This window comes from Ktedonobacter sp. SOSP1-52 (assembly GCF_016587395.1).
In genome coordinates this window covers 2854615-2872997 of sequence record NZ_BNJH01000001.1, presented here as the reverse complement: position 1 = coordinate 2872997, position 18383 = coordinate 2854615, and the positions used below count along the sequence as shown (strand labels likewise).

Annotated in this window: 20 protein-coding genes and 2 pseudogenes; 17 read left to right on the top strand and 5 right to left on the bottom strand. The window is 53.1% G+C overall.

Translation table 11 applies throughout. The annotated features are described in order from the left end of the window. Positions 1 to 198 precede the first annotated feature (198 nt). The 4 genes and pseudogenes from JMJ16_RS13785 to JMJ16_RS13770 all read left to right on the top strand — a co-directional run bounded on the left by JMJ16_RS13785 (position 199) and on the right by JMJ16_RS13770 (position 2691). A complete protein-coding gene (locus JMJ16_RS13785; RefSeq protein ID WP_201382078.1) occupies positions 199 to 1347 on the top strand; it encodes an epoxide hydrolase family protein in 1149 nt (382 codons plus the stop codon). Positions 1348 to 1401: 54 nt separating this feature from the next. Continuing rightward, positions 1402 to 1494 carry a LacI family DNA-binding transcriptional regulator gene (locus JMJ16_RS13780; RefSeq protein ID WP_201382076.1) on the top strand — a complete coding sequence of 31 codons (93 nt, stop codon included), beginning with the start codon at positions 1402 to 1404 and terminating at the stop codon, positions 1492 to 1494. A gap of 39 nt (positions 1495 to 1533) precedes the next feature. Beyond that, positions 1534 to 1803, top strand: a complete 270-nt coding sequence (locus JMJ16_RS13775) for a LacI family DNA-binding transcriptional regulator (RefSeq protein WP_201382074.1) — start codon at positions 1534 to 1536, stop codon at positions 1801 to 1803. Positions 1804 to 1872: 69 nt separating this feature from the next. Continuing rightward, positions 1873 to 2691 (top strand): annotated as a pseudogene (locus JMJ16_RS13770) (IS6 family transposase). On the opposite strand, the gene JMJ16_RS13765 reads toward JMJ16_RS13770, so the two are convergent. Next, complete coding sequence (locus JMJ16_RS13765; RefSeq protein ID WP_201382072.1) at positions 2688 to 3335, bottom strand: hypothetical protein; 648 nt, start codon at positions 3333 to 3335, stop codon at positions 2688 to 2690. The pseudogene JMJ16_RS13770 and the gene JMJ16_RS13765 sit on opposite strands and share 4 nt — an antisense overlap. Before the next feature lie 266 nt (positions 3336 to 3601). Here JMJ16_RS13765 and JMJ16_RS13760 point away from each other — a divergent pair, with 266 nt between their 5' ends. From JMJ16_RS13760 to JMJ16_RS13735, 6 genes are all read left to right on the top strand, one after another. Next, complete coding sequence (locus tag JMJ16_RS13760; protein ID WP_201382070.1) at positions 3602 to 4183, top strand: recombinase family protein; 582 nt, start codon at positions 3602 to 3604, stop codon at positions 4181 to 4183. An 83-nt stretch (positions 4184 to 4266) separates the two neighbouring features. Beyond that, on the top strand, positions 4267 to 5403 hold the full coding sequence (locus tag JMJ16_RS13755) for a hypothetical protein (protein WP_236601470.1): 1137 nt from the start codon (positions 4267 to 4269) through the stop codon (positions 5401 to 5403). Further along, positions 5318 to 6136 (top strand): hypothetical protein, encoded by an 819-nt coding sequence (locus tag JMJ16_RS13750; RefSeq protein ID WP_236601469.1) that lies wholly within the window; start codon positions 5318 to 5320, stop codon positions 6134 to 6136. The genes JMJ16_RS13755 and JMJ16_RS13750 overlap by 86 nt, the downstream gene beginning before the upstream one ends. Positions 6137 to 6384: 248 nt before the next feature. Further along, a complete protein-coding gene (locus tag JMJ16_RS13745) occupies positions 6385 to 6666 on the top strand; it encodes a hypothetical protein (RefSeq protein ID WP_201382066.1) in 282 nt (93 codons plus the stop codon). A gap of 21 nt (positions 6667 to 6687) precedes the next feature. After that, positions 6688 to 7404: an IS6 family transposase gene (locus tag JMJ16_RS13740; RefSeq protein WP_201382064.1), complete on the top strand. Its 717-nt coding sequence runs from the start codon at positions 6688 to 6690 to the stop codon at positions 7402 to 7404. Between the two features lie 808 nt (positions 7405 to 8212). Then, positions 8213 to 8482, top strand: a complete 270-nt coding sequence (locus tag JMJ16_RS13735; protein ID WP_201382062.1) for a recombinase family protein — start codon at positions 8213 to 8215, stop codon at positions 8480 to 8482. 155 nt (positions 8483 to 8637) lie between these two features. On the opposite strand, the gene JMJ16_RS13730 is transcribed toward JMJ16_RS13735, so the two are convergent. Then, complete coding sequence (locus JMJ16_RS13730) at positions 8638 to 9939, bottom strand: transposase (RefSeq protein ID WP_201382060.1); 1302 nt, start codon at positions 9937 to 9939, stop codon at positions 8638 to 8640. A gap of 241 nt (positions 9940 to 10180) precedes the next feature. Next, positions 10181 to 11185 (bottom strand): MerR family transcriptional regulator, encoded by a 1005-nt coding sequence (locus JMJ16_RS13725; protein ID WP_201382058.1) that lies wholly within the window; start codon positions 11183 to 11185, stop codon positions 10181 to 10183. A 100-nt stretch (positions 11186 to 11285) separates the two neighbouring features. Between JMJ16_RS13725 and JMJ16_RS13720 the strand changes: the two genes are divergently transcribed. After that, complete coding sequence (locus tag JMJ16_RS13720) at positions 11286 to 12290, top strand: S9 family peptidase (RefSeq protein WP_201382056.1); 1005 nt, start codon at positions 11286 to 11288, stop codon at positions 12288 to 12290. A 44-nt stretch (positions 12291 to 12334) separates the two neighbouring features. After that, positions 12335 to 13150: pseudogene (locus JMJ16_RS13715) on the top strand (IS5 family transposase). 63 nt (positions 13151 to 13213) lie between these two features. Here JMJ16_RS13715 and JMJ16_RS13710 read toward each other — a convergent pair. After that, positions 13214 to 13441, bottom strand: a complete 228-nt coding sequence (locus tag JMJ16_RS13710; RefSeq protein ID WP_201382054.1) for a hypothetical protein — start codon at positions 13439 to 13441, stop codon at positions 13214 to 13216. Positions 13442 to 13672: 231 nt separating this feature from the next. On the opposite strand from JMJ16_RS13710, the gene JMJ16_RS13705 reads away from it, so the two are divergent. The 5 genes from JMJ16_RS13705 (at position 13673) to JMJ16_RS13685 (ending at position 16976) form a co-directional block, all read left to right on the top strand. Then, positions 13673 to 13942, top strand: a complete 270-nt coding sequence (locus JMJ16_RS13705; protein ID WP_201382052.1) for a hypothetical protein — start codon at positions 13673 to 13675, stop codon at positions 13940 to 13942. Positions 13943 to 14332: 390 nt separating this feature from the next. After that, the gene (locus JMJ16_RS13700; RefSeq protein ID WP_201382050.1) at positions 14333 to 14875 is read left to right on the top strand and encodes an HNH endonuclease; all 543 of its coding nucleotides are present in this window, start codon (positions 14333 to 14335) and stop codon (positions 14873 to 14875) included. Positions 14876 to 15480: 605 nt separating this feature from the next. Beyond that, a complete protein-coding gene (locus tag JMJ16_RS13695; RefSeq protein ID WP_201382043.1) occupies positions 15481 to 15867 on the top strand; it encodes an SH3 domain-containing protein in 387 nt (128 codons plus the stop codon). 114 nt (positions 15868 to 15981) lie between these two features. Then, on the top strand, positions 15982 to 16332 hold the full coding sequence (locus tag JMJ16_RS13690) for an IS630 transposase-related protein (RefSeq protein WP_201382041.1): 351 nt from the start codon (positions 15982 to 15984) through the stop codon (positions 16330 to 16332). Continuing rightward, complete coding sequence (locus JMJ16_RS13685) at positions 16233 to 16976, top strand: IS630 family transposase (RefSeq protein WP_201382039.1); 744 nt, start codon at positions 16233 to 16235, stop codon at positions 16974 to 16976. Before JMJ16_RS13690 ends, JMJ16_RS13685 begins: the two co-directional genes overlap by 100 nt. Before the next feature lie 57 nt (positions 16977 to 17033). On the opposite strand, the gene JMJ16_RS13680 is transcribed toward JMJ16_RS13685, so the two are convergent. Next, positions 17034 to 17978: a WD40 repeat domain-containing protein gene (locus tag JMJ16_RS13680; RefSeq protein ID WP_236601468.1), complete on the bottom strand. Its 945-nt coding sequence runs from the start codon at positions 17976 to 17978 to the stop codon at positions 17034 to 17036. Positions 17979 to 18383 lie beyond the last annotated feature (405 nt).

Here is an 18383-nt window from a genome sequence, read left to right as displayed (position 1 = left end):
GCGTTTGAGCACAGGCTTCGGGAGAGCCCGGCTACAACTGGTGGAAACAGCCGGAGTCATGAGGATCGAACGTCTTACACCCTTGACGCATGTCGCTTACGCAGTATAGTAATTTTATGCAAACGTTATACGTCTATCGATTGCCCAATGATAGTACTTTTCTTGTTGATGGACGCGAACAGAATGGAGAAGCATCGTATGGCCCCTGTTCCCTTTCAGATTCACGTGGCTGAAGAAGTCCTAATGGATCTCAGGCAGCGCTTAGCCAGGACACGCTGGCCGGATTCGCTTCCAGATGCCGGTTGGGACTATGGGACAAACCTTGCGTATTTACAGCAATTGGTAGCCTATTGGCAGCAGTGCTATGATTGGCGAACCTGGGAACGTGTGCTCAACACCTTCCCTCAGTTTACCACCCAGATCGATAGTATTCACCTCCACTTTCTTCATGTCAAAGGGAAAGGAGCACACCCCATGCCGCTGATCATCTCGCACGGTTGGCCTGGCTCCTTCTTCGAGATGTATAAGATCATTGGCCCTTTGACCGATCCTGAAAGATTTGGTGGAGATCCCAGTGATGCTTTCGATGTCGTCGTGCCTTCGCTGCCTGGCTACGGCTTCTCAGGCCCGACAAACGAAGGAGGCGTCACTGTGGCACGGATCGCGGGGATCTTTGTCTCTTTAATGCAAGACCTGGGGTATCCGCGCTTTGCTACCCAGGGTGGAGACTGGGGACTCCACATCACGAGAGCACTCGGTCGCTTCTGGGCCTCTCGAATCGTTGGCATTCATCTCAATATGGAGCCAGCGCGTGGAGTGCTCAGCAAAGAAGCAACCAACGAAGAGGAAAAACGCTGGCTGGAACGGCAAGCGCAATGGCTGTGGGGAGAGTCCGGCTACTCTCACCTGCATGAAACACGCCCACAGACGTTGGCCTATGGCTTGAACGATTCGCCAGTCGGGCTGGCAGGGTGGATGGTAGAGAAGTTTCGTGCCTGGAGCGATTGTCACGGGGAGATTGAGAGTGTCTTCACGAAAGATGAACTGCTCACCAATATCACGATTTATTGGGTCACGCAGACGATCAATTCCTCAACTCGTCTCTACTACGAGACCGCTCACCAGCATGATGACATATTTGCTGGGCGTGCTGAGGTTCCTACGGGGGTGGCTGTTTTCCGGGATGACCTCCCGCTTCCACCGCGTTCCCTTGCCGAGCGCCTCTACAATATCCAACGCTGGACCGTGATGAAAGCGGGAGGTCACTTTGCCGCATTGGAGCAGCCCCAGGCGCTGGTCGAGGACATACGTGCCTTCTTCCGCCCCCTGAGAAGCGCAGTGGAGTAGTGTGATGCAGAGGTTTTCCTCCTCTCATATGTCAGAATCAGAAAAGGACCATCTATGGATTCACGATCTCCTGTGGCCCTCGCTGATATTGCTGAGGCCGCGCACGTCTCTGTTGGCACCGTTTCCCGTGTCCTCAACGGACGCTAGGGCGGTATCAAGATTAGCCACGCAACCACACCCCGTGTCATGGAAGCGGCACAGCGACTGAGCTATCAGCCCAATTCCTTTGCTACTGCTCTGCGTACGCAACGCACGGGTGTCCTGGGAGCAATTCTCCGTGATCTAGGAGATCCCTTTTTGAGCGGACTGGCCCGTGCTCTTCAGCAAGCCGCACATGAGCAAGGGTTTGAATTGCTGTTAGGGCACGCCGACTACGATGCCCAGACAACTCAGCGGCAATTGACGTTGATGCTCAACCACTGGAAGCGTCAGAATTCAGACGAAGATTTGGCTTGAGAATAGTTGATGAGGTATGCTGATGGCAAAGTCGCACCTAATAAAGTCGCACCTAATGAGGAGGAGTTCATGAACTGCCCGCACTGTGCTTCAGCTACCACGAGGGAACAGACCAAGAAAACCGCGCTCGGATATCAGACGTTTCGCTGCTCAGATTGTAAGCAAGCTTTTAACGAGCGGACAGGAACACCGTTCAACTTTCTGGACTATCCCACCGATGTCGTTCTCCTCGCTGTGCTGTGGTGACTCCGCTAGAAGTTGAGCTTGCGAGATCTGGCAGAAATGTTCCTGGAGCGCGGCTGGGAGTTTACGCATGAAGCGGTTCGGGAGTGGGAAACACGGTTCGCACCACTGATAACAGAGCATCTGCGGACCAAGCGAAGCGGACAAGCAGGGTTGTCCTGGTATGTCGATGAAACGTACGTCAAGGTCAGGGGAAAGTGGTGTTCCCTCTATCGTGCCATTGATGCAGATGGCAACCTGGTTGATTCGCGGCTGAGTGAGAAGCGAAATATGGAGGCCGCCAAGCGCTTTTTTCAGCAAGCACTCGAGATGGTTGGCCATGCGCCTGAGCGCGTCACGAGTGATGGGCATGACTCCTATCCTCGTGCCATTCGCGAAACCTTTGGTAGCACGGTCACGCATCGCTGTAATCCCTCTCTGAACAATCGATTGGAGCAAGATCACCGGGGCATCAAGCAGCGGTACTCTCCTATGCGAGGCTTCGGAAACTTCTCTTCAGCAGCGCGTTTTTGTCGTGCCTTCGATGAGATGCGTCAGTTCTTTCGCTTCCGCACAACCATGAAACAACACGTTTCCCTCGCAGACCAACGTCGCTTGTTCTGTCAGAGATTGGATACCTTGAAGGCTATCGTTGTAATAGCCTAAACACAGAGAAGGAGCGGGATCGCCGTATCAAGCACAACTTTATCGCCTCTCACATTCTCAGTTCTGACATATCCGCTGCCAGGGCGAACTGGCTCCTGGCTCAGGGGCCCATGCAATTCATGCACTCGCCCTGCTGACAAGCGTGGTCCCATGAGTTGCCCGTGTTTGACATCCCAACGCACATGCAGCTTGAGCGCGGCCTGGCTGCGTTCACTGTGTTCTTGACTGCCTCCACCACATCCAGGCCACAGCTCTTTGAGTGCGGCTGGCAGAATGATGGTCGAACTGTCCTCAACGATCACCTGCTTGAACGACTTGAAGAGAGCAATAGGGGCCGCTTGCACGCTCACGACCTGTTCCACCAATTCCGAAAGCACCGCTTGCAAAAATCTTGCCGCCTCTTGTGTGCAACGCTGATGCAGACCCGAACTGCTGATCTGCACTTGACGAAGCTGAGCTGCCTGGGTCAACTGATCCAGACTTGCTTGGGGAGTGTGCAAATGCCCAAAGAGCAAAATTTGGGCAAAATCGGCTCCTGTAAGCTTACGCTCTCGTTTCACAAAGCCGGTTTCTCTTGCCAATGCATTGGCTCGCTCTTCCAAGACGTGCTTCAATATGCGCTCAAGCTGTGATACACTGGTCATCTGATAGCTCCTTGCTTGATGTGTGATGTTTTGATCAACCTTCATCATCTTTCAAGGAGCTTTTTGTTGTCATCTTTTCTTAACTTAATGCCTATGGGGTAAAAATGTTGGGACCCCTTTATGGCAAAGACAAAGGTGTCTGTAATCCCATCTGGATTTCAACGTCCAACAACATGCAACTCATCATGAGTTGTTGCATACCATGAGTTGTTGCATACTAAGAACACTACTGGAGAGCCAAAAGAACGAAAGCGGAGGTCATCGGTATGAAATTGGGATACATTCGTGTTTCTCGCGATACGCAGACGACAGCGCTGCAAGAAGGCGCGATGAAACAGGAGCACTGCGAGCGTACCTTTGTCGATACCATGACAGGCAAGCGCTTTGATCGCCCAGAACTCCAAAGGATGCTCGATCTGGCCCGCCCTAAAGATGTGGTGGTCGTGTGGAGGCTTGATCGGCTTGGACGTAGCCTCAAAGAGCTAATCGAGATCGTCAACCTGTTCGCGGCACGAGGCATTGAGTTGCGCAGCCTCAAAGAACACATTGATACCTCAACACCGACAGGTAAGCTCATGTTTCATGTGATGGCGGCCCTGGCAGAGTTTGAGCGTGACATCATCCAGGAGCGGACCCAGGCGGGCTTGGAGGCTGCTCGTGCGCGTGGGAGAAAGGGCGGCAGGCCCAAGGCGATTAGTGCGTTACGACCAGGTCAGTTAGAGCGGGCCAAGCAACTCTACGCAGCCCGCAACAATACCGTCGAGGAGATTATGCGGCTCACCGGCTTTAAGAGTCGTGCCACCTTCTACAAATATGTGGTCAATCCCACGGGATACGCAACGAGTTGACAGCAAGCTAGCAGCATAAAAAGAAAAGAGACATCTAATGAGAGGGAAACAAACCATACTCTCACAAGGAGGTCTCTCTGAGTATGATACCCAACCCGAGCATAGAGGTCCAAACCTCTCCCGTAGATCGTCCCTCGGTGCCAGCGTGGTTCGCCGAAGTCGTCATCCTGCCCCAGCACCTCACAACGAAAGAGATTCTAGAAGCCTTCGCCCATCAAGTCCAATTGGTGCGCGGACGCTTCGGCAGCTATGAACCAATTGATTTTCTCGCGCTCCTGTTCGGGTACGCGATGAGTGGAGAACGAACGTTATCGGCTTTCTTTGAGCGAGTCACTCCCTTTGGGTCAGCCTTCATGGCCCTGTTTGAGCGTGCGAACCTTCCCCATCGTGCCACGCTCAGCCGTTTTCTGGCGAGTGTCGATCGTCCCTGCTTGGAAGTGTTTCGCCAGCTCTTCGAGCAATACGGCTTCACTGAAGGGTGGACCTCGGAGACGATCGGCGGTATTTGGGATCGACAGAGCCGCCGCTACATCGTCTTTGATGTCGATGCGGCACGTCAGGCAGCACGGCAGCGAGCGTTGCCCTGTGATCCAAGCTTGCCTCCCCCTCGACGCCGACTCGATGCGGTCTGCGCGCCAGGCTACACCGGACGAAAACGAGGTGAGGTCGTCCGCACACGCACCGTCGCGCTTCAGATGCATACTCGTCAATGGATCGGCACCTTTGCAGGCCGGGGCAATGGTGACTATCAAGCAGAGCTCGCTTCAGCGCTTCGGGCCATCACAACCTACCTGGAGCTCTTTGCGCTCACTGCACAGGTAGCTCTTGTTCGCCTCGACGGGCAATATGGGGATACAGTAGCCATTGCACAACTGATTGCAGCAGGCGTCCATCTGGTGACACGAGCGAGAGGGTATCGCGTCCTGGAGCACCCTCAGATCCAGCGCGTGCTCGCTCACCTACCAACCGCGAGGGTGACCAGAGTGAACAGTGATGAGGAGGTCGAGTTGTTTGATGGAGGCTGGTTGTCATTGGATGAGGGGGTACCTCAAACCCGCATCATTGTGGCTCGGCATCGTGCCCCCGCACCAGGCAAGAGGGTGTCGGTGGGCAAGTGCATCGGTGAGTGGGTGTATGAGGTCTTCATCACAACCCTGCCCATCGATGGATTCCTCGTCGCGCGATGTGCTCGATCTCTATCATGGGCGGGGAGCCTTTGAAGCGGTACTTGCGGATGAAGATGTCGAAGAAGATCCCGACCGCTGGTGTTCGTACACCGAGTGTGGACAAGAACTCTGGCAGATTGCGTGTCAATGGGTATGGAACCTCCGGCTCTTACTTGGACAGGCTATGCAAAAAGCTGAGCTACGCGAGATCGAGTGGGCATCTCCGAAAAAGACACCTCCTGTGCTTCTCACCATTGAAGAACCAGTTGAGGAGTATGGGCCGTGGGAGTGGGCCGCAGCATTCGGACGAGCCACTGGACGCTTCGGGGCTGATGCCTTTACGTTACAAGAGGATGGCAAGCTTCGCTGTCCAGCGGGAGCAAGCTTGTGGTTGAGCGAAGTGCGCCAAGAAAATGCGTTCACTCAGCGTGCCGTCTATCTCGCTTATCAGACCGGCTGTCAGCGCTGTTCTCTGCGAGAACAATGCCTGGCGAAAGGTGCCAAAGGCAATCGTGCTCGACGGGTCAGCGCTGTCCGTCGCCTCTTGCCCCCACCTGCCTTGGCTGAGTGTGAGCAAACGCCTGTCCTTCTCGGACCAATACGATGGGTGGATGTAGCAGGTCGAGCGCTTCGCCGCACCTGGACGACCCATTGGCGTCGTCAACACACCGAGATCATCGCGCTTGTTGAGTGTCCTGAGAAGGTTTTCCCACCACCACGTCCCCCTCGTGAAGTGCGTTCGCATTACCGCTGGAGGTGGTCCGACCGGCTCGCCTGTAATGCCTAGTGGGGACCACCGCAACGGCGTGTTTCCGTGGCAGGCGTCCCCACCTTTCTCGCTATCAAGTAATACAGGAGGAACTGGCGAACAAACAGGCGATTTGAGCGAGGTGTCATTGCTCCTCTGAGCTTGTCATGAGGGCCGAGAGTCCCTGTCTGCTTTCAACAATCTCTTCCATTCCTTCATTGCTCGTTTGCTGCAAGCTCGTTGCGTATCCCGTGGGTAATTGCAGAGCATGGGGGAGCAAGCAACCAATGACGTATACAGATGAAAGCGATCTGATCTTTGAGCAACTGCTCTTAATCAATCGTCGCACCTTTGAAGGACAATGGTATGAGACAGCCTATCATGCGCTGGCTGCGGCCTTCCATCGAGCACAGGATCTTCGAGATATCGAGCTTCTGGTCCGGGTCCAGCATCTCGCGCAAGAACAGATGAATGCCATTGATCAAGAGGCCCCACATCATGCGCTTTCCTCCCTCTCGGCGCACACACGCGGGTATTGTCAAGTTGATGAAGCTACCCACAAAAGCTGAAGAGCATGATAGAATACCCTCATGAAAAAGAGCGTCTCATCTTCACCCTACAAAGGGTATCGCTTTGCGCCCGTGATTATCAGTCATTGCGTGTGGTTGTACTTCCGTTTTTCGCTCAGTTTCCGTGATGTCGAAGAACTCATGGCCGAGCGTGGAGTGGTGCTCACCTTCGAAACCGTCCGTCAGTGGTGCCTCAACGTTGGCCAAATGGATGCCAATGAGCTGAGGCATCGCCGCGCAAAGCCGGGAGACACGTGGCATCTGGATGAGGTGTTTTTGACGATCAAGGGCAAAAGACAGTATCTGTGGCGTGCGGTTGATCAACATGGCAACGTGCTCGATATTCTGCTACAGAGTCGACGCAACAAACACGCGGCCAAGAAGTTCTTTCGCAAGCTCTTAAAGGGACTCAAGTACGCGCCTCGCGTCATCATCACTGACAAGCTGCCCAGCTATGCTGCAGCTCAGAAGGAAATCCTGCCCAGCGTCGAGCATCGACACCACAAAGGCCTGAACAATCGAGCTGAGAATTCGCATCAGCCCACCAGACAACGTGAACGAACCATGCGACGTTTCACATCTCCTGGTCACGCTCAGCGCTTCCTCTCGGCCTTTGGCCCCATTTCCGATCATTTCCGACCCCGAAGGCATCATCTCAACGCCTCAGAGTATCGTGCGCTTCTACAGGAACGATTTGAGATCTGGAATGAGGTTACCACCGAAAAATCAGCTGCATAATGGGCCTTTTCTCCAGTTCCCACCTCCTCTTGTTCTCTCAGCAAGCGTTTTCTCGCTACTTCTCGCTACTTCAAACAGTAACTTGACAATACCGGGTGCTTCCCGCCAGGCTGCCACGGCGAAGAGGCGCTCGTCTGTTTCGCCCGCTTTCTTCGCGTTGCGTGCGCCGTAGTCTACGCGAGATCCTACAGCCATTGATCTGACTCGCGCAGGTGGACCAGGTCGAGCACCGTCTGCGGCACGCTGCCCTGTTGTGTCATCTTGAACAGCGCTTAGATACCCTGCAGGGCACCAGGAAGGAGCGTTGCGGGGTTGCTCATTCGTGCTTGCATCATTCTTCTCCTTTAGTGTCTTTCCTGAAATAAAGCTGGTGCTTTATTCTTAGCATATTTCACGTATTTCTTTATCCTTTGAATGCCTCTCTCAGAGGCTCGTATAAGAGACAAGAGAGCACGGGCAGATGTGACACCTCTCCGTTTGTTCTCTGTCCTGAGAAGATGAAGGGAGAAGGAGAAAGGTGGGTATTGTCAACTTAAAAATTTTTGTTGATGAGCTTTCACCACTCCGGCGCTATTTTCGCCAAGATTCTCCTGAATACCAGGTCAGAGATAGGGAACTCTCCCCACTTTGGGGCTATTTTTCACATGTAAGCTCTACAATTTTGGCTAAGTTGACAATACCCCCCAATTGGCAACATTGGGGGAGGAGTGAAGAATCAAGTCACCTTTATCGCTCGTCTGTTTGGGGTGGCGGCCTAAGCCATCAAGAAAAGGGAGCATCCTCACTCATGATGGTCTTTTGAGCGTTTTTGCAACACAACCCACGCGGAGAACTCGTCTGGGCAGAGATTGAGCACCATGATGTGCTACGCCTCCTCCATCATCCAGCCTATGCAGGAGCCTACGTCTATGGGCGCACCCGCACCACCAAGACTGCTGATGGCAAGCTCCATATTCAGGATGTTCCCCGTGCCGACTGGAAGGTCCTTGTGCGTGACGCTCACATCGGGTACTTAACAAATAGGATGGGACTCGATCCGTGTGCAACGGGAGGATTTGTATGGGAACGGATGGAGTGATTGTCCGACCTGGGTGGTACGTCTACAAAATATTCTCTCTGTCGAACGAAGATGATTCCGTAAAATATGAGGAGGAAGTGCTCACAATGAGACGCGATCCCAAAGGCTTCAAAAGAAAAATATTCACTAAGTTTGCACATTTCCAAACAAGCCGCTTAAGCGGCCAAGAGATCAGCAATGTGCTCGCTTGTAGTGCCTTGAAGCGCGTGATCAGTGATCCATGCCACAAGCAAGCGGTGATGAATGTGCTGGAGATCCCGTTTGGCTTCCCCCAGCGTTACATGCCGTTGCCGCTGGGTCTGCAACCAGCCGCGATGCTCCTCCAGAAAGGAGAAGGCGATCCAGCACAAGCTCCAAGAGCGCAGCAGCCCCTGGGCACTCATCAGTTGATAGTGATCAATGCCCAGCAGTTCTTTGACGTCTTCAAAGAAAACCTCGATGTCCCAGCGACCAGAGATATGGGTGAGCAGCTGCTCCACATCGGCCTGCAGATCGCTTGAAGCCCAGAAGCGAGCCCGGCTCACTGGATCATCGAGGTGCTGACGAATGATGATCAGTTGACAGCGATACAAGCTTTTCACCGAACTGTTCAGTACATGCACCCACACCCGATGTTCGGGGTTGCGCGGCCAGGCACAGGGCACAAAGGCCGCATCCGGTAGGCTTTCGGCATAGACGCAAAGTCGTTGCCAACTCCAGCCTTGTGGCGAGGCCGCATCTGGGATGCGCACCGAGCGATTGCTGCGCAAGGCCGTGGTGATCAAAAAGCCACGATCTCGTGCCGCTTTCCAGATGGCTTTGGCGCTGTACCAACTGTCGAGCAACACATGGGTGAGCGTGTCCTGCGGCGGCTCAAACTGCTTGATGATCTCAATCATGAGGGCAATCTTGCTCTGGAAAGGGACCCCTTCTTGCACACAGGTCGCCTGCTGACGGTAGAGTCGGGGCTCAAGCGGAAAATGCTGTCCAAGCAAGACATAGAGGCCTTGTACCAGGGAATGGCCCTTGACCCGCTGGTTCTGCTTGCTGTCGTGATGCCGCCCCAGGCCTTGCATCTTCACGCCTTTCGGTTTGCCAATCGTCGAGTCGTCGCCAATCAAGTAGCCTATCACGAAGAGCTTGCGAGGGCGACCTCGTCCAACAGGTTGCAACGTGCGCTGGCGTGAGAGATCCTCGTGTACCGCAGGCTGCATCTGAGCCACAAAGCGAGACCAGGCCAGGGCATGTATGCGTGTTTGGTTCCACGGAGCTTGGGCAAGAAAACGGCTCAGACTTGCCAGGCTTTTGCTCCCAGCCACCGCCCGCTTGAAGTGCAAGAGCGTGAACCCTTGGGAACCAACGATCAACGCAAGCAGCACGGTAACGAAGTGCTGAAATTGTGGGCGCGAAAACAAGGTCTGCCAGTGTTCTAGATACTGGCGAAAACGCGCGTCCAGACATACAATAGGGTGTGGCATGGCTGACTCCTGACAAAAGGCGTTTTTTGCTTGTTTCTTTTGTATCATGAGTCCTCCATGCTTTCAATCTTTTACCCATTTGGAAAAGTGCAAACTTAGTGAAATATTAAGAGCTTATCCGAAAACCTGTAATTGTCTTGGCATGTGGGAGTGCTAATGAAATGAAAAGAAAGAGGAGAAAAGGTATTTTCTCACAAGATAGTTCTTTTGCTTTCTCTCCTTCCCCTGAGTGGGTCTTTTGTTACTGCTCTTGAGAGTGATCATCCAACACAGCGCTGAGCGCTTCTGGTTTCGAGAGGAGGAAGCGCAAACCAGCAGCCAGCAGATCGAAGCCTTCTTTGTAGGAAGGAGGTGCTTCACGTCCGCTGAGCAACGCCATGAGCGTCCAGAAGCGCTGCATGCGTTCGCTCGAAGAGGTGAAAAGCTGGGCAAACAGATCGTGCAGAAATGCCAATGTTATTGCTTGTTGTGTTGATGCAGCAATGAGTCTGATCCAGTTTCTCAACAACGTTTGCACCGGCTCGCTCTCGAGAGGCTCTTCCTTTAATGCGGCTGATTGTGCCTGTTGAATAAGCGTGAGCGCTTGCTCATTATACTCGGCAATAGTCATCTGCCTGGTTGCTTGGTGGGGTGCGGGTGAGTTCAAACGGAGCGCTTCCTCAGTGAAAGCCGGGTCGTTGAGGATGCTGACAACCTCTGTCCAAGCTGTTATCTGCTTCGTCGTGAGCGTGTCTGGCGATTGCCAAGTGAAGTGGTCAAGGAGATGGTGTCGCCATTCCTCTGGCAGGTTCGCCTGCTCCACCAGTGCATGCAACTTCTCGGTGACAAAGTGGCTGCGTTCAGCCACGTTCTCGCTTAACGCCAGGCCTAACTCATAGAGGGTCTGGATGGATTGTTCTGGCTGGTGCCTGGCCTCTTTCGCTTGTTGTAAAACCTCCTGAACCCGTTGAAGCTGGTGGATCTGGTGTGCGACCGCGTCCAGTTGCCAGTCGATGGCGGTGCTCACCGAGAGATTTCCGCCGATGATAGCTCGTATTTCCTCCAAGCTGAATGCAAGTTGACGTAGCACGCGAATCAATTGGAGTTGCCAGATCGCTTCGGTTGAATAGAGGCGAAAGTGTGCCTCCGTTCTGTGGGTGGCAGGTAAAAGGTGAATATCCGTGTAATAACGGACCGTCTTGATTGGCACCCCTGTCAGTTTTGCGACGGCGCCAATGGTGTATAACTTCTCGTGTGGCTCGTTCATACTCTCCTCAAGAAAGACTTGATTCTCCAGTTACTGGAGAGTGTACACTCTTCTCTAGTTCTCAGTCAAAGGGCAACGTTTGAAAAGAAGGAGAAAAAAGGTGGAACAGTCCTATCGAGAAGAGCACTTGGTGTTAGAAATAGAGGGATATCGGCTTCCAGCAGCACTCACCTTGCCGCAAGGGCCAAAAGTGAAATGGAGGATCGTTCTTCTTCCCGGTTCCATGTCCAACGACGTGGATGGAAACTATCCTGGAACACCGATGAAGCCCCATATGTACTCAGACTTGGCGCAGCAACTGGCAGGACGAGGACATGCGGTATTGCGTTATGCCAAGTATGGAGCAGGAACAGGGGCAGAAATAGTGGATGAGAAGCGGGTTATGACGCATCGTATCTTCCCACGGCAACGATATATAGCCGAGGCTGCAGTCAGGAAACTTCGCGAGATGGTACCGCTGGCGAAGGGGCTGGCAGTTGCAGGGCATAGCGAGGGGAGTGTGCATGGAATGATGCTTGCGCAACAGTCCGAGATGGGCGTTGATGCCTTCGTAAGCCTCTCAGGACCAGCACTACGCTATATGGATCTCTTTATTCACAAAGCCCAGGAAATGGCAAAGGAGCAGGGGGAGATCATCGATTTTGGAGCGTTCAAAGTCAATGCGACGAACTATATCCACGCCTTCGAACTCATGCGCGCAGGGAAGCCATTCACAGAGGATATCAAAGCTGATCCGACCATGGAGTTCTTTGTGAAGAGTTGGGACAGCGATACCCCTCAGGCGCACGAGTGGCAGCAATACATGCGCGACTACGACGCGGTCGATCCATGCATCGAGATCGCAAAGGTGCCCTGCCCGGTCCTAGTTATACAGGGGGGCATGGATGAGTCGGGAGTCCATGCAGACAATGGGAAGCGGCTCTATCAGGCGCGACATACGGTCCATCCTGAGACAACGCAGTTGGCCTTCTTCCCTGATCTCCAACACTTCTACAAACGCGTCTTGCCTGGCATCCCATTGCAAGAGGCGATGGCAGTGGATGCGGAAACGGATAGGCAAGTAAGTGAGGTGATGAGTGGCTGGCTGGATGGGTTAAGAGAATAGATGGATCTCGGAAACGAGGAAAAGACCAGGAGAGGAGGAAAGCCATGCCACGAACACGCCCGTGGGAAGTAAGTGATGAATGGTGGGAGAAAGTCAAGCTACTGATCCCGCCAGCGCCCTCACATGCTAAAGGAGGACGGCCACGAATGGATGATCGGCAAGCATTTGCGGCGATCATCTATGTGTTGCGCATGGGTATCCAATGAAATGCGTTGCCGAGAGAATTGGGAGCGAGCTCAACGGTGCATGACCGCTTTCAAGAGTGGGAGCAAGCGGGCTTGTTCAAAGTGCTCTGGCAAGCAGGATTGAGCAAGTATGATGAGGCGCAAGGGATTGAATGGGAGTGGCAAGCAGTGGATGGAGCGATGACGAAGGCCCCTTTCGGCAAAGCCGCAACTGGGGCCAATCCCACCGATCGCGGCAAGAGCGGAACCAAACGCAGTCTCTTGACTGACGGAGCAGGGATTCCCCTGGCCCTTGTCGTTGATGGGGCTAATCGTCACGACGTACGCTTGCTCCGTGCCACCCTGGATGGTATCGTGATCATGCGTCCCGAACCAACAGAAGAGCATCCTCAGCATCTCTGTCTGGATGCAGGTTACGATGGAGCACCAGCGTGCCAAGAGGTCGAGAGCCGACACTATCTGCCTCATATTCGCAGTCGCGGGCAAGAGAAGCAGGAGAAAATACGTCTTCCCGGTCATCGTACACGGCGATGGGTAGTGGAACGCACCCACTCCTGGATCAATCGCTCACGTCGGCTCCTGGTGCGATGGGAGAAGAAAGTCGAGAATTACCTCGCTTTTCTGCACCTCGCCTGTGCTCAATTAATCTTTGCCAAAGTAGCGGTTTTCGGATAAGATCTAAACCACGTTCGTTGCGTCCCCTGCGACCCAAAGCGCGGCGTCCCACGGCCCCACTGCTCATTTAATCGCGTCCACCAGGTCCATCACCCGCTCCTGCCGCGCATAGCCTTCAGACGTTACCACACCAAAGAGATCCCTCTGAAAGATCTCTTGAGAACTGAACTCCGTCACATACACCCCTGCCCGCTTGTATCGATAACCAGGAACATAGATGGTTCCAAGAAGCGCCTGCACCAGGTCGAGCACATCCGGCGTAAACGCACTCGCATTCCCGCCTGCTCGCAACCCGCAAAAAAAGAGCGGGCCGTCAGGACTCGCTCTTTCACGCTCATACCATGGATGAAACTCTTTACTCGCGGGGTAACATCAGTAGTATATAACAACGCTTCTGACAGGGTCTAGCCACCTAGGACCTATCACGCTCATCCTGCCGTCCTCTAAGGAGGAATGCTGTATACTCGTAAGAGAGAGAAAGACCAGTGGCCCCTCGTACGCTGTCCTACTCAGGAGATACCTATGGCTATAGATACTCCCTTCGAGATACTGCTCCCCGATGGTCGCCGCATCCGTCTGACACCAGAGCAAGCCCTGGAATTTGTTGCCTGGCTTGCTCCACACATGTCTGACCTCCCAGAGGCCCTGGCCACCTGGCTCGCACAACAACATCCTCCCTCCCACGACCTCCCACCTCTTGAACCTTACTGCGTGGTCGAACGCTCACCCCTCGACGGCCGTTATTACATCGCCGATGTAGGCCTCGATATCCCCAACGACGATACCCCTTGAGCCCCCTCTCTGGAAAACAGATAGGAAAACAGCAAGTCCTTCGCGCCAGCAGCGTCGAGGGGGAATTGGTAAGTACAACAACATGAAGCATAAAAATAGAAAAACAACGAAATCACCCTCAAAGCTCTTGCATTGCCCCACTCAATTTTGCTATAGTATATAGCACAAATGCATCTACATATGTATACATATATCAATGCATAAAGTCACGCTTACCGGCGTGGATAACCTGAATACATCCCCTTCCGGGTGGATTGAGGCTATCCACGCCTTTTTGCTGCCCAAAATCGGGCCTTGGAGTGTGTCTCGTTTACGTTTTATCGCTTTGTTACAAAAATTGCGTCCTTGTAGCGCGTCTCTTATAGAGCTTAGTTAAAATAAGGAGGAAATATGATTACTGATAATGAGGATCACATGGAACAGGATCATACTATTACAGATCCACTAGATCATTACTTGCCCTATGATCTTAATACGTTAAAAGCGCTCAATACCGACAATGGTGAGTCTCGAAGGGTCTATTCTTATGCATTGTATTGCCAGCTTGGGCAAAACCCTGAGCTATTATGCTGCGCCTATTGTGAATTTTCTTTTGAAGATCACATCCATTGGAAATTCCTCTCTTTAGATCACGTTGTTCCAAGAAATGCTGCTGAGCGCTTGGGGATTAGCAAGGATCTGTGGGATAGTGGGATTAATCTTGTCTTTTGTTGCAGAGCTTGTAATGATTACAACCAATATTCCCCAAAAAATCCTTTTAAAGCACTCCCCTATATCCCAGAACCGGGAGTTTCACCGAAAGCCTTTCTTCGTTTACGTAAGGATACATTTCCCCATCGACTCCGCCACATCATTGATAGTACACGAGCAGACCAACAATGCTTTAACACTCTTTGGGCAGGCAATAGTGTCAATGACTCGGAACAGGGATGAAGTGTTGTAAAAAGCTGGTTCCTAACACAGCAGCAGCCTTCACTGTGGCTGCTGCTGCTGCTCGTTCAGCCTGACTCACGTAAACGAACGAAGGGAGCACCGATCGTGAATGTACCTCGGCCTTGTGCTATCCCCTTATCCCTTCCTCCCCACTGCTCTCCTCCATCACTCCCTCCTCTGGCTACAGGCAATTCTCTGCGAGAGTGGACACAATCAGCCACAGTGAAGGCTGCTGCTCCCCTTTTATTCACTCTCAGCATCACACGCTTCGTCTAGACGCAACCAGATACACCACCTCCAACGCATCCCGTTCACCCACGTCAACATCTTGCTCGCCTCTCTCCACTCTTGCCGTCCCACCTCCATGGGTCAGCTTACCAACACCTTCTGTCTATGATAGAGTGAATGTGTGCAAAGCAAGGCAGGTGCGTGATGGCAAAAGCAAGTTGCTTCTGGGGAGGCTCCAGTCTTCTTGCCATATTTCTTCCCTCGTTTCACATCATCTCAATTTACAGCGGTGTTCATAATTGTTGAGCGATCTGGTAAGATAGAACGGTGTCAATCTCAAAGGTTTGAAGAAGGACCGATGTGTGAAGGAGTGCCTTATGAGCAGACTGCCAACAGATCCCGAACGAATATGCCGGGTTGCAAAGGACTATCAGGCCGAGTTTGCTGACCCGATTGCGGTTGAAGCTGGCGAAGCGTTTACCGTGAGCGAAAGAACCGATGCCTGGGAGAACAATCCCGCATGGATTTGGGTCTGGTGTACCGATCAGCGAGAAAAAAGCGGCTGGGTCCCGAAAACTATCATCCAGATGGATACAGATGGTCAGACGGGAACCACTCACGCTGCTTATAATGCCAGAGAACTCACGGTGACTACTGGTCAGGAACTCCTCATCAAGCAGGAGGAGAGCGGATGGTTCTGGTGCTGCGATCAGCAGGGAAAGTGCGGTTGGGTCCCAATCAGTCATATGATGGCAGAGTCCTGACGCCACTTACGGGGAGTGGAACTGTTATACCGTGTAGTACTGTAATTGAGGCTTTGGTATGGCAGAGTCCTGACGCCACTTACGGGGAGTGGAACTCTAGACAAGATCTCAACGATGCAAGCATATTCTCAAGATGTGCAGCACCGAGTGCTGCACGCCATTGATGCCGGACAAAGCCAAGCCGTGGTCGCCAAGACGTTCAGCGTCTCGGCCGCGACCATCAAACGCTACCTCAAACAACGACGAGAAGTGGGCCATGTCCTGCCCAAAGCGATTCCCGGACGACCTGTGGTGAAAGGAGCAGTGTTGCAGGCCCATCTACAAGCGCAACTCGAAGCCCATCCCGATGTGACGCGGGAAGAGCATTGCCGCCTGTTCCACGAAGCCCACGGCATCCACGTCAGTCCGGCGAGTATCAGTCGGGCCCGGATGGCGTTGGACTGGACACGAAAAAAAAGATTCTGAGAGCCAGCGAACAGGATGAAGCGGAACGGTCCGCCTGGCGGGAACAAGCCAAGCAGTTGTCCACCCAGGATCTGGTCATCGTGGATGGGACTGGTTCGCGGATCAACATGACGCCGCTGTACGCCTATGCGCCACGAGGAAAGCGTGCCATCGGCACGGTTCCCCGCAACTACGGGGCGAACCTGACCCTGATTGCCTCATTGTCTGTGCAAGGCATAGGTGAAGCTATGCTGCTGGATGGCTCGGCTGATGCTGCCGCCTTTGAGACGTACATCGAGCAGATCCTGGCTCCCAGCCTGCACCCGGGGCAGATCGTGATCCTGGACAATCTCTCGATTCATCTGGGGCCTCGGGTGAAGCAGGTCATCGACGCCAGAGGCTGCCAGCTCCTGTTTTTGCCAGCGTACTCGCCAGATTTTTCCCCGATTGAGGGCGCCTTTTCCAAGCTGAAAACCATCTTGCGACGCGTCGGTGCGCGCACGCGCGAGGCACTCCAAGACGCGATCATCCAGGCATTGCCCAGTATTCTCCTCAGGATACGCTTGGCTGGTTTCGGCATTGTGGCTATCCCGTTCCTGAGGCAAGGAAAACAGCTCAGCACGTATGAACACCGCTCTAGCCGATCTTGCCGTTTAAACCATTAGCACAAAGCGTATATTACTTCCATCTGGAGAAAATTACCGTCAAGAGATAGTGCACTTTTACCTGAGCGCCCAGATTATGACGGTGCCCCCTACATCAATGGACGCCAGCAAGTGACTGTTCGGAGACCAACTGACATTGACTACCGTCTTTTGAATGTCATCCTCGAATTGCTCTGCAAATGTTCCCCTGGTAACGTCATACATGCGCACAGTAGGTTTCCCATTTGAAAGCGCAACCCATTTGGAATTCGGAGACCATTGCACGACCGGATTGGGAGTGATCCCTGCCTTATAGGGGGAGATCCTCTGTATGGCGCAATTGGAGACATTGAAGATCAGCATCAGATCAAAACTGGCAGTGAAGACGCTCTGATCATTGGTTGACCACGCTATACGCATCATTGGAGTACTATCTCCAGGAGCGTAGGTCGCGGTGCAATGCGTAGTCGTAGTGGTGACATCTATCACCTGAAAGACGCCATAAGATCCGAAGACCAGTGCTGATCCATCATGCGACCAGGAAACAACATCGTGGTAATCTATTGTAGGTGCTACGGTGCTCGTCGTGCCACTACTCACGTTCCACAGCGAGAGCTTTTCTCCAGTTGTAGCGATCATTGTGGAATCTGGCGACCAAGCGATGCTGTTTACCCCATGAGAACCTGAAAGCTTTTTGTTAAAGGCGAGCAGTTTCCCAGTTCTCCCATTGAAGACGCTGACCCCCCAGCCAGTAAGAACTGTTTGGGTTCCTGTGCTGACAGCGAGAAACTTTCCATCAGGAGACCATGCAATCTCGCTTGGATCTGGTTCATTGTGTAGGTACTCCTTCTGCCAGAGGAGATGCCCTGTGGCGGCATCCCACGTTTTGACGCTGGATGATCCATCACTGAAGACGGCGGTGATCTTCTTACCATTGAGCGACCAGTCCACGTGATAAAAGGAAGCATGGGTGCTCCCAGTTGTCGTGCTCCAGGCAAGCGTGTTGTTCTGAGCATTCCACACTTCTAGGATGTTTGGTGCATCATCGTTGGCTCCAAAAGTGGCAATGCGAGAGCCATCAGGCGACCAGAGGATGTCCGTCTCGTTGCCAGTATTCTGGCTCTGAAAGGTGGGTGGCTTGGGGATGTCGTTCCCCTTGCATACGGGGTAGATGAGGAGGTATGGGTTTCTGTGGCGTGGAAGTTATGTGAGAGGCATTGCTATCGGCTCCGCATGCTGACACGCACACTATGAGGAAGTATATGCCGAGAGACGAGAGTATGCGCCAGTGTCAGTTTACTCTTTGCAACACATCCTCACTCATTTCCTTTCCATTTGCTGTGTTTTCATTCCCGAGTCAGTTGGTGAAGGTCGCTGGTGTCCCGTTGGGATTGGCGAGCCAGCCTGAATGCGTTGGACAAACGCATC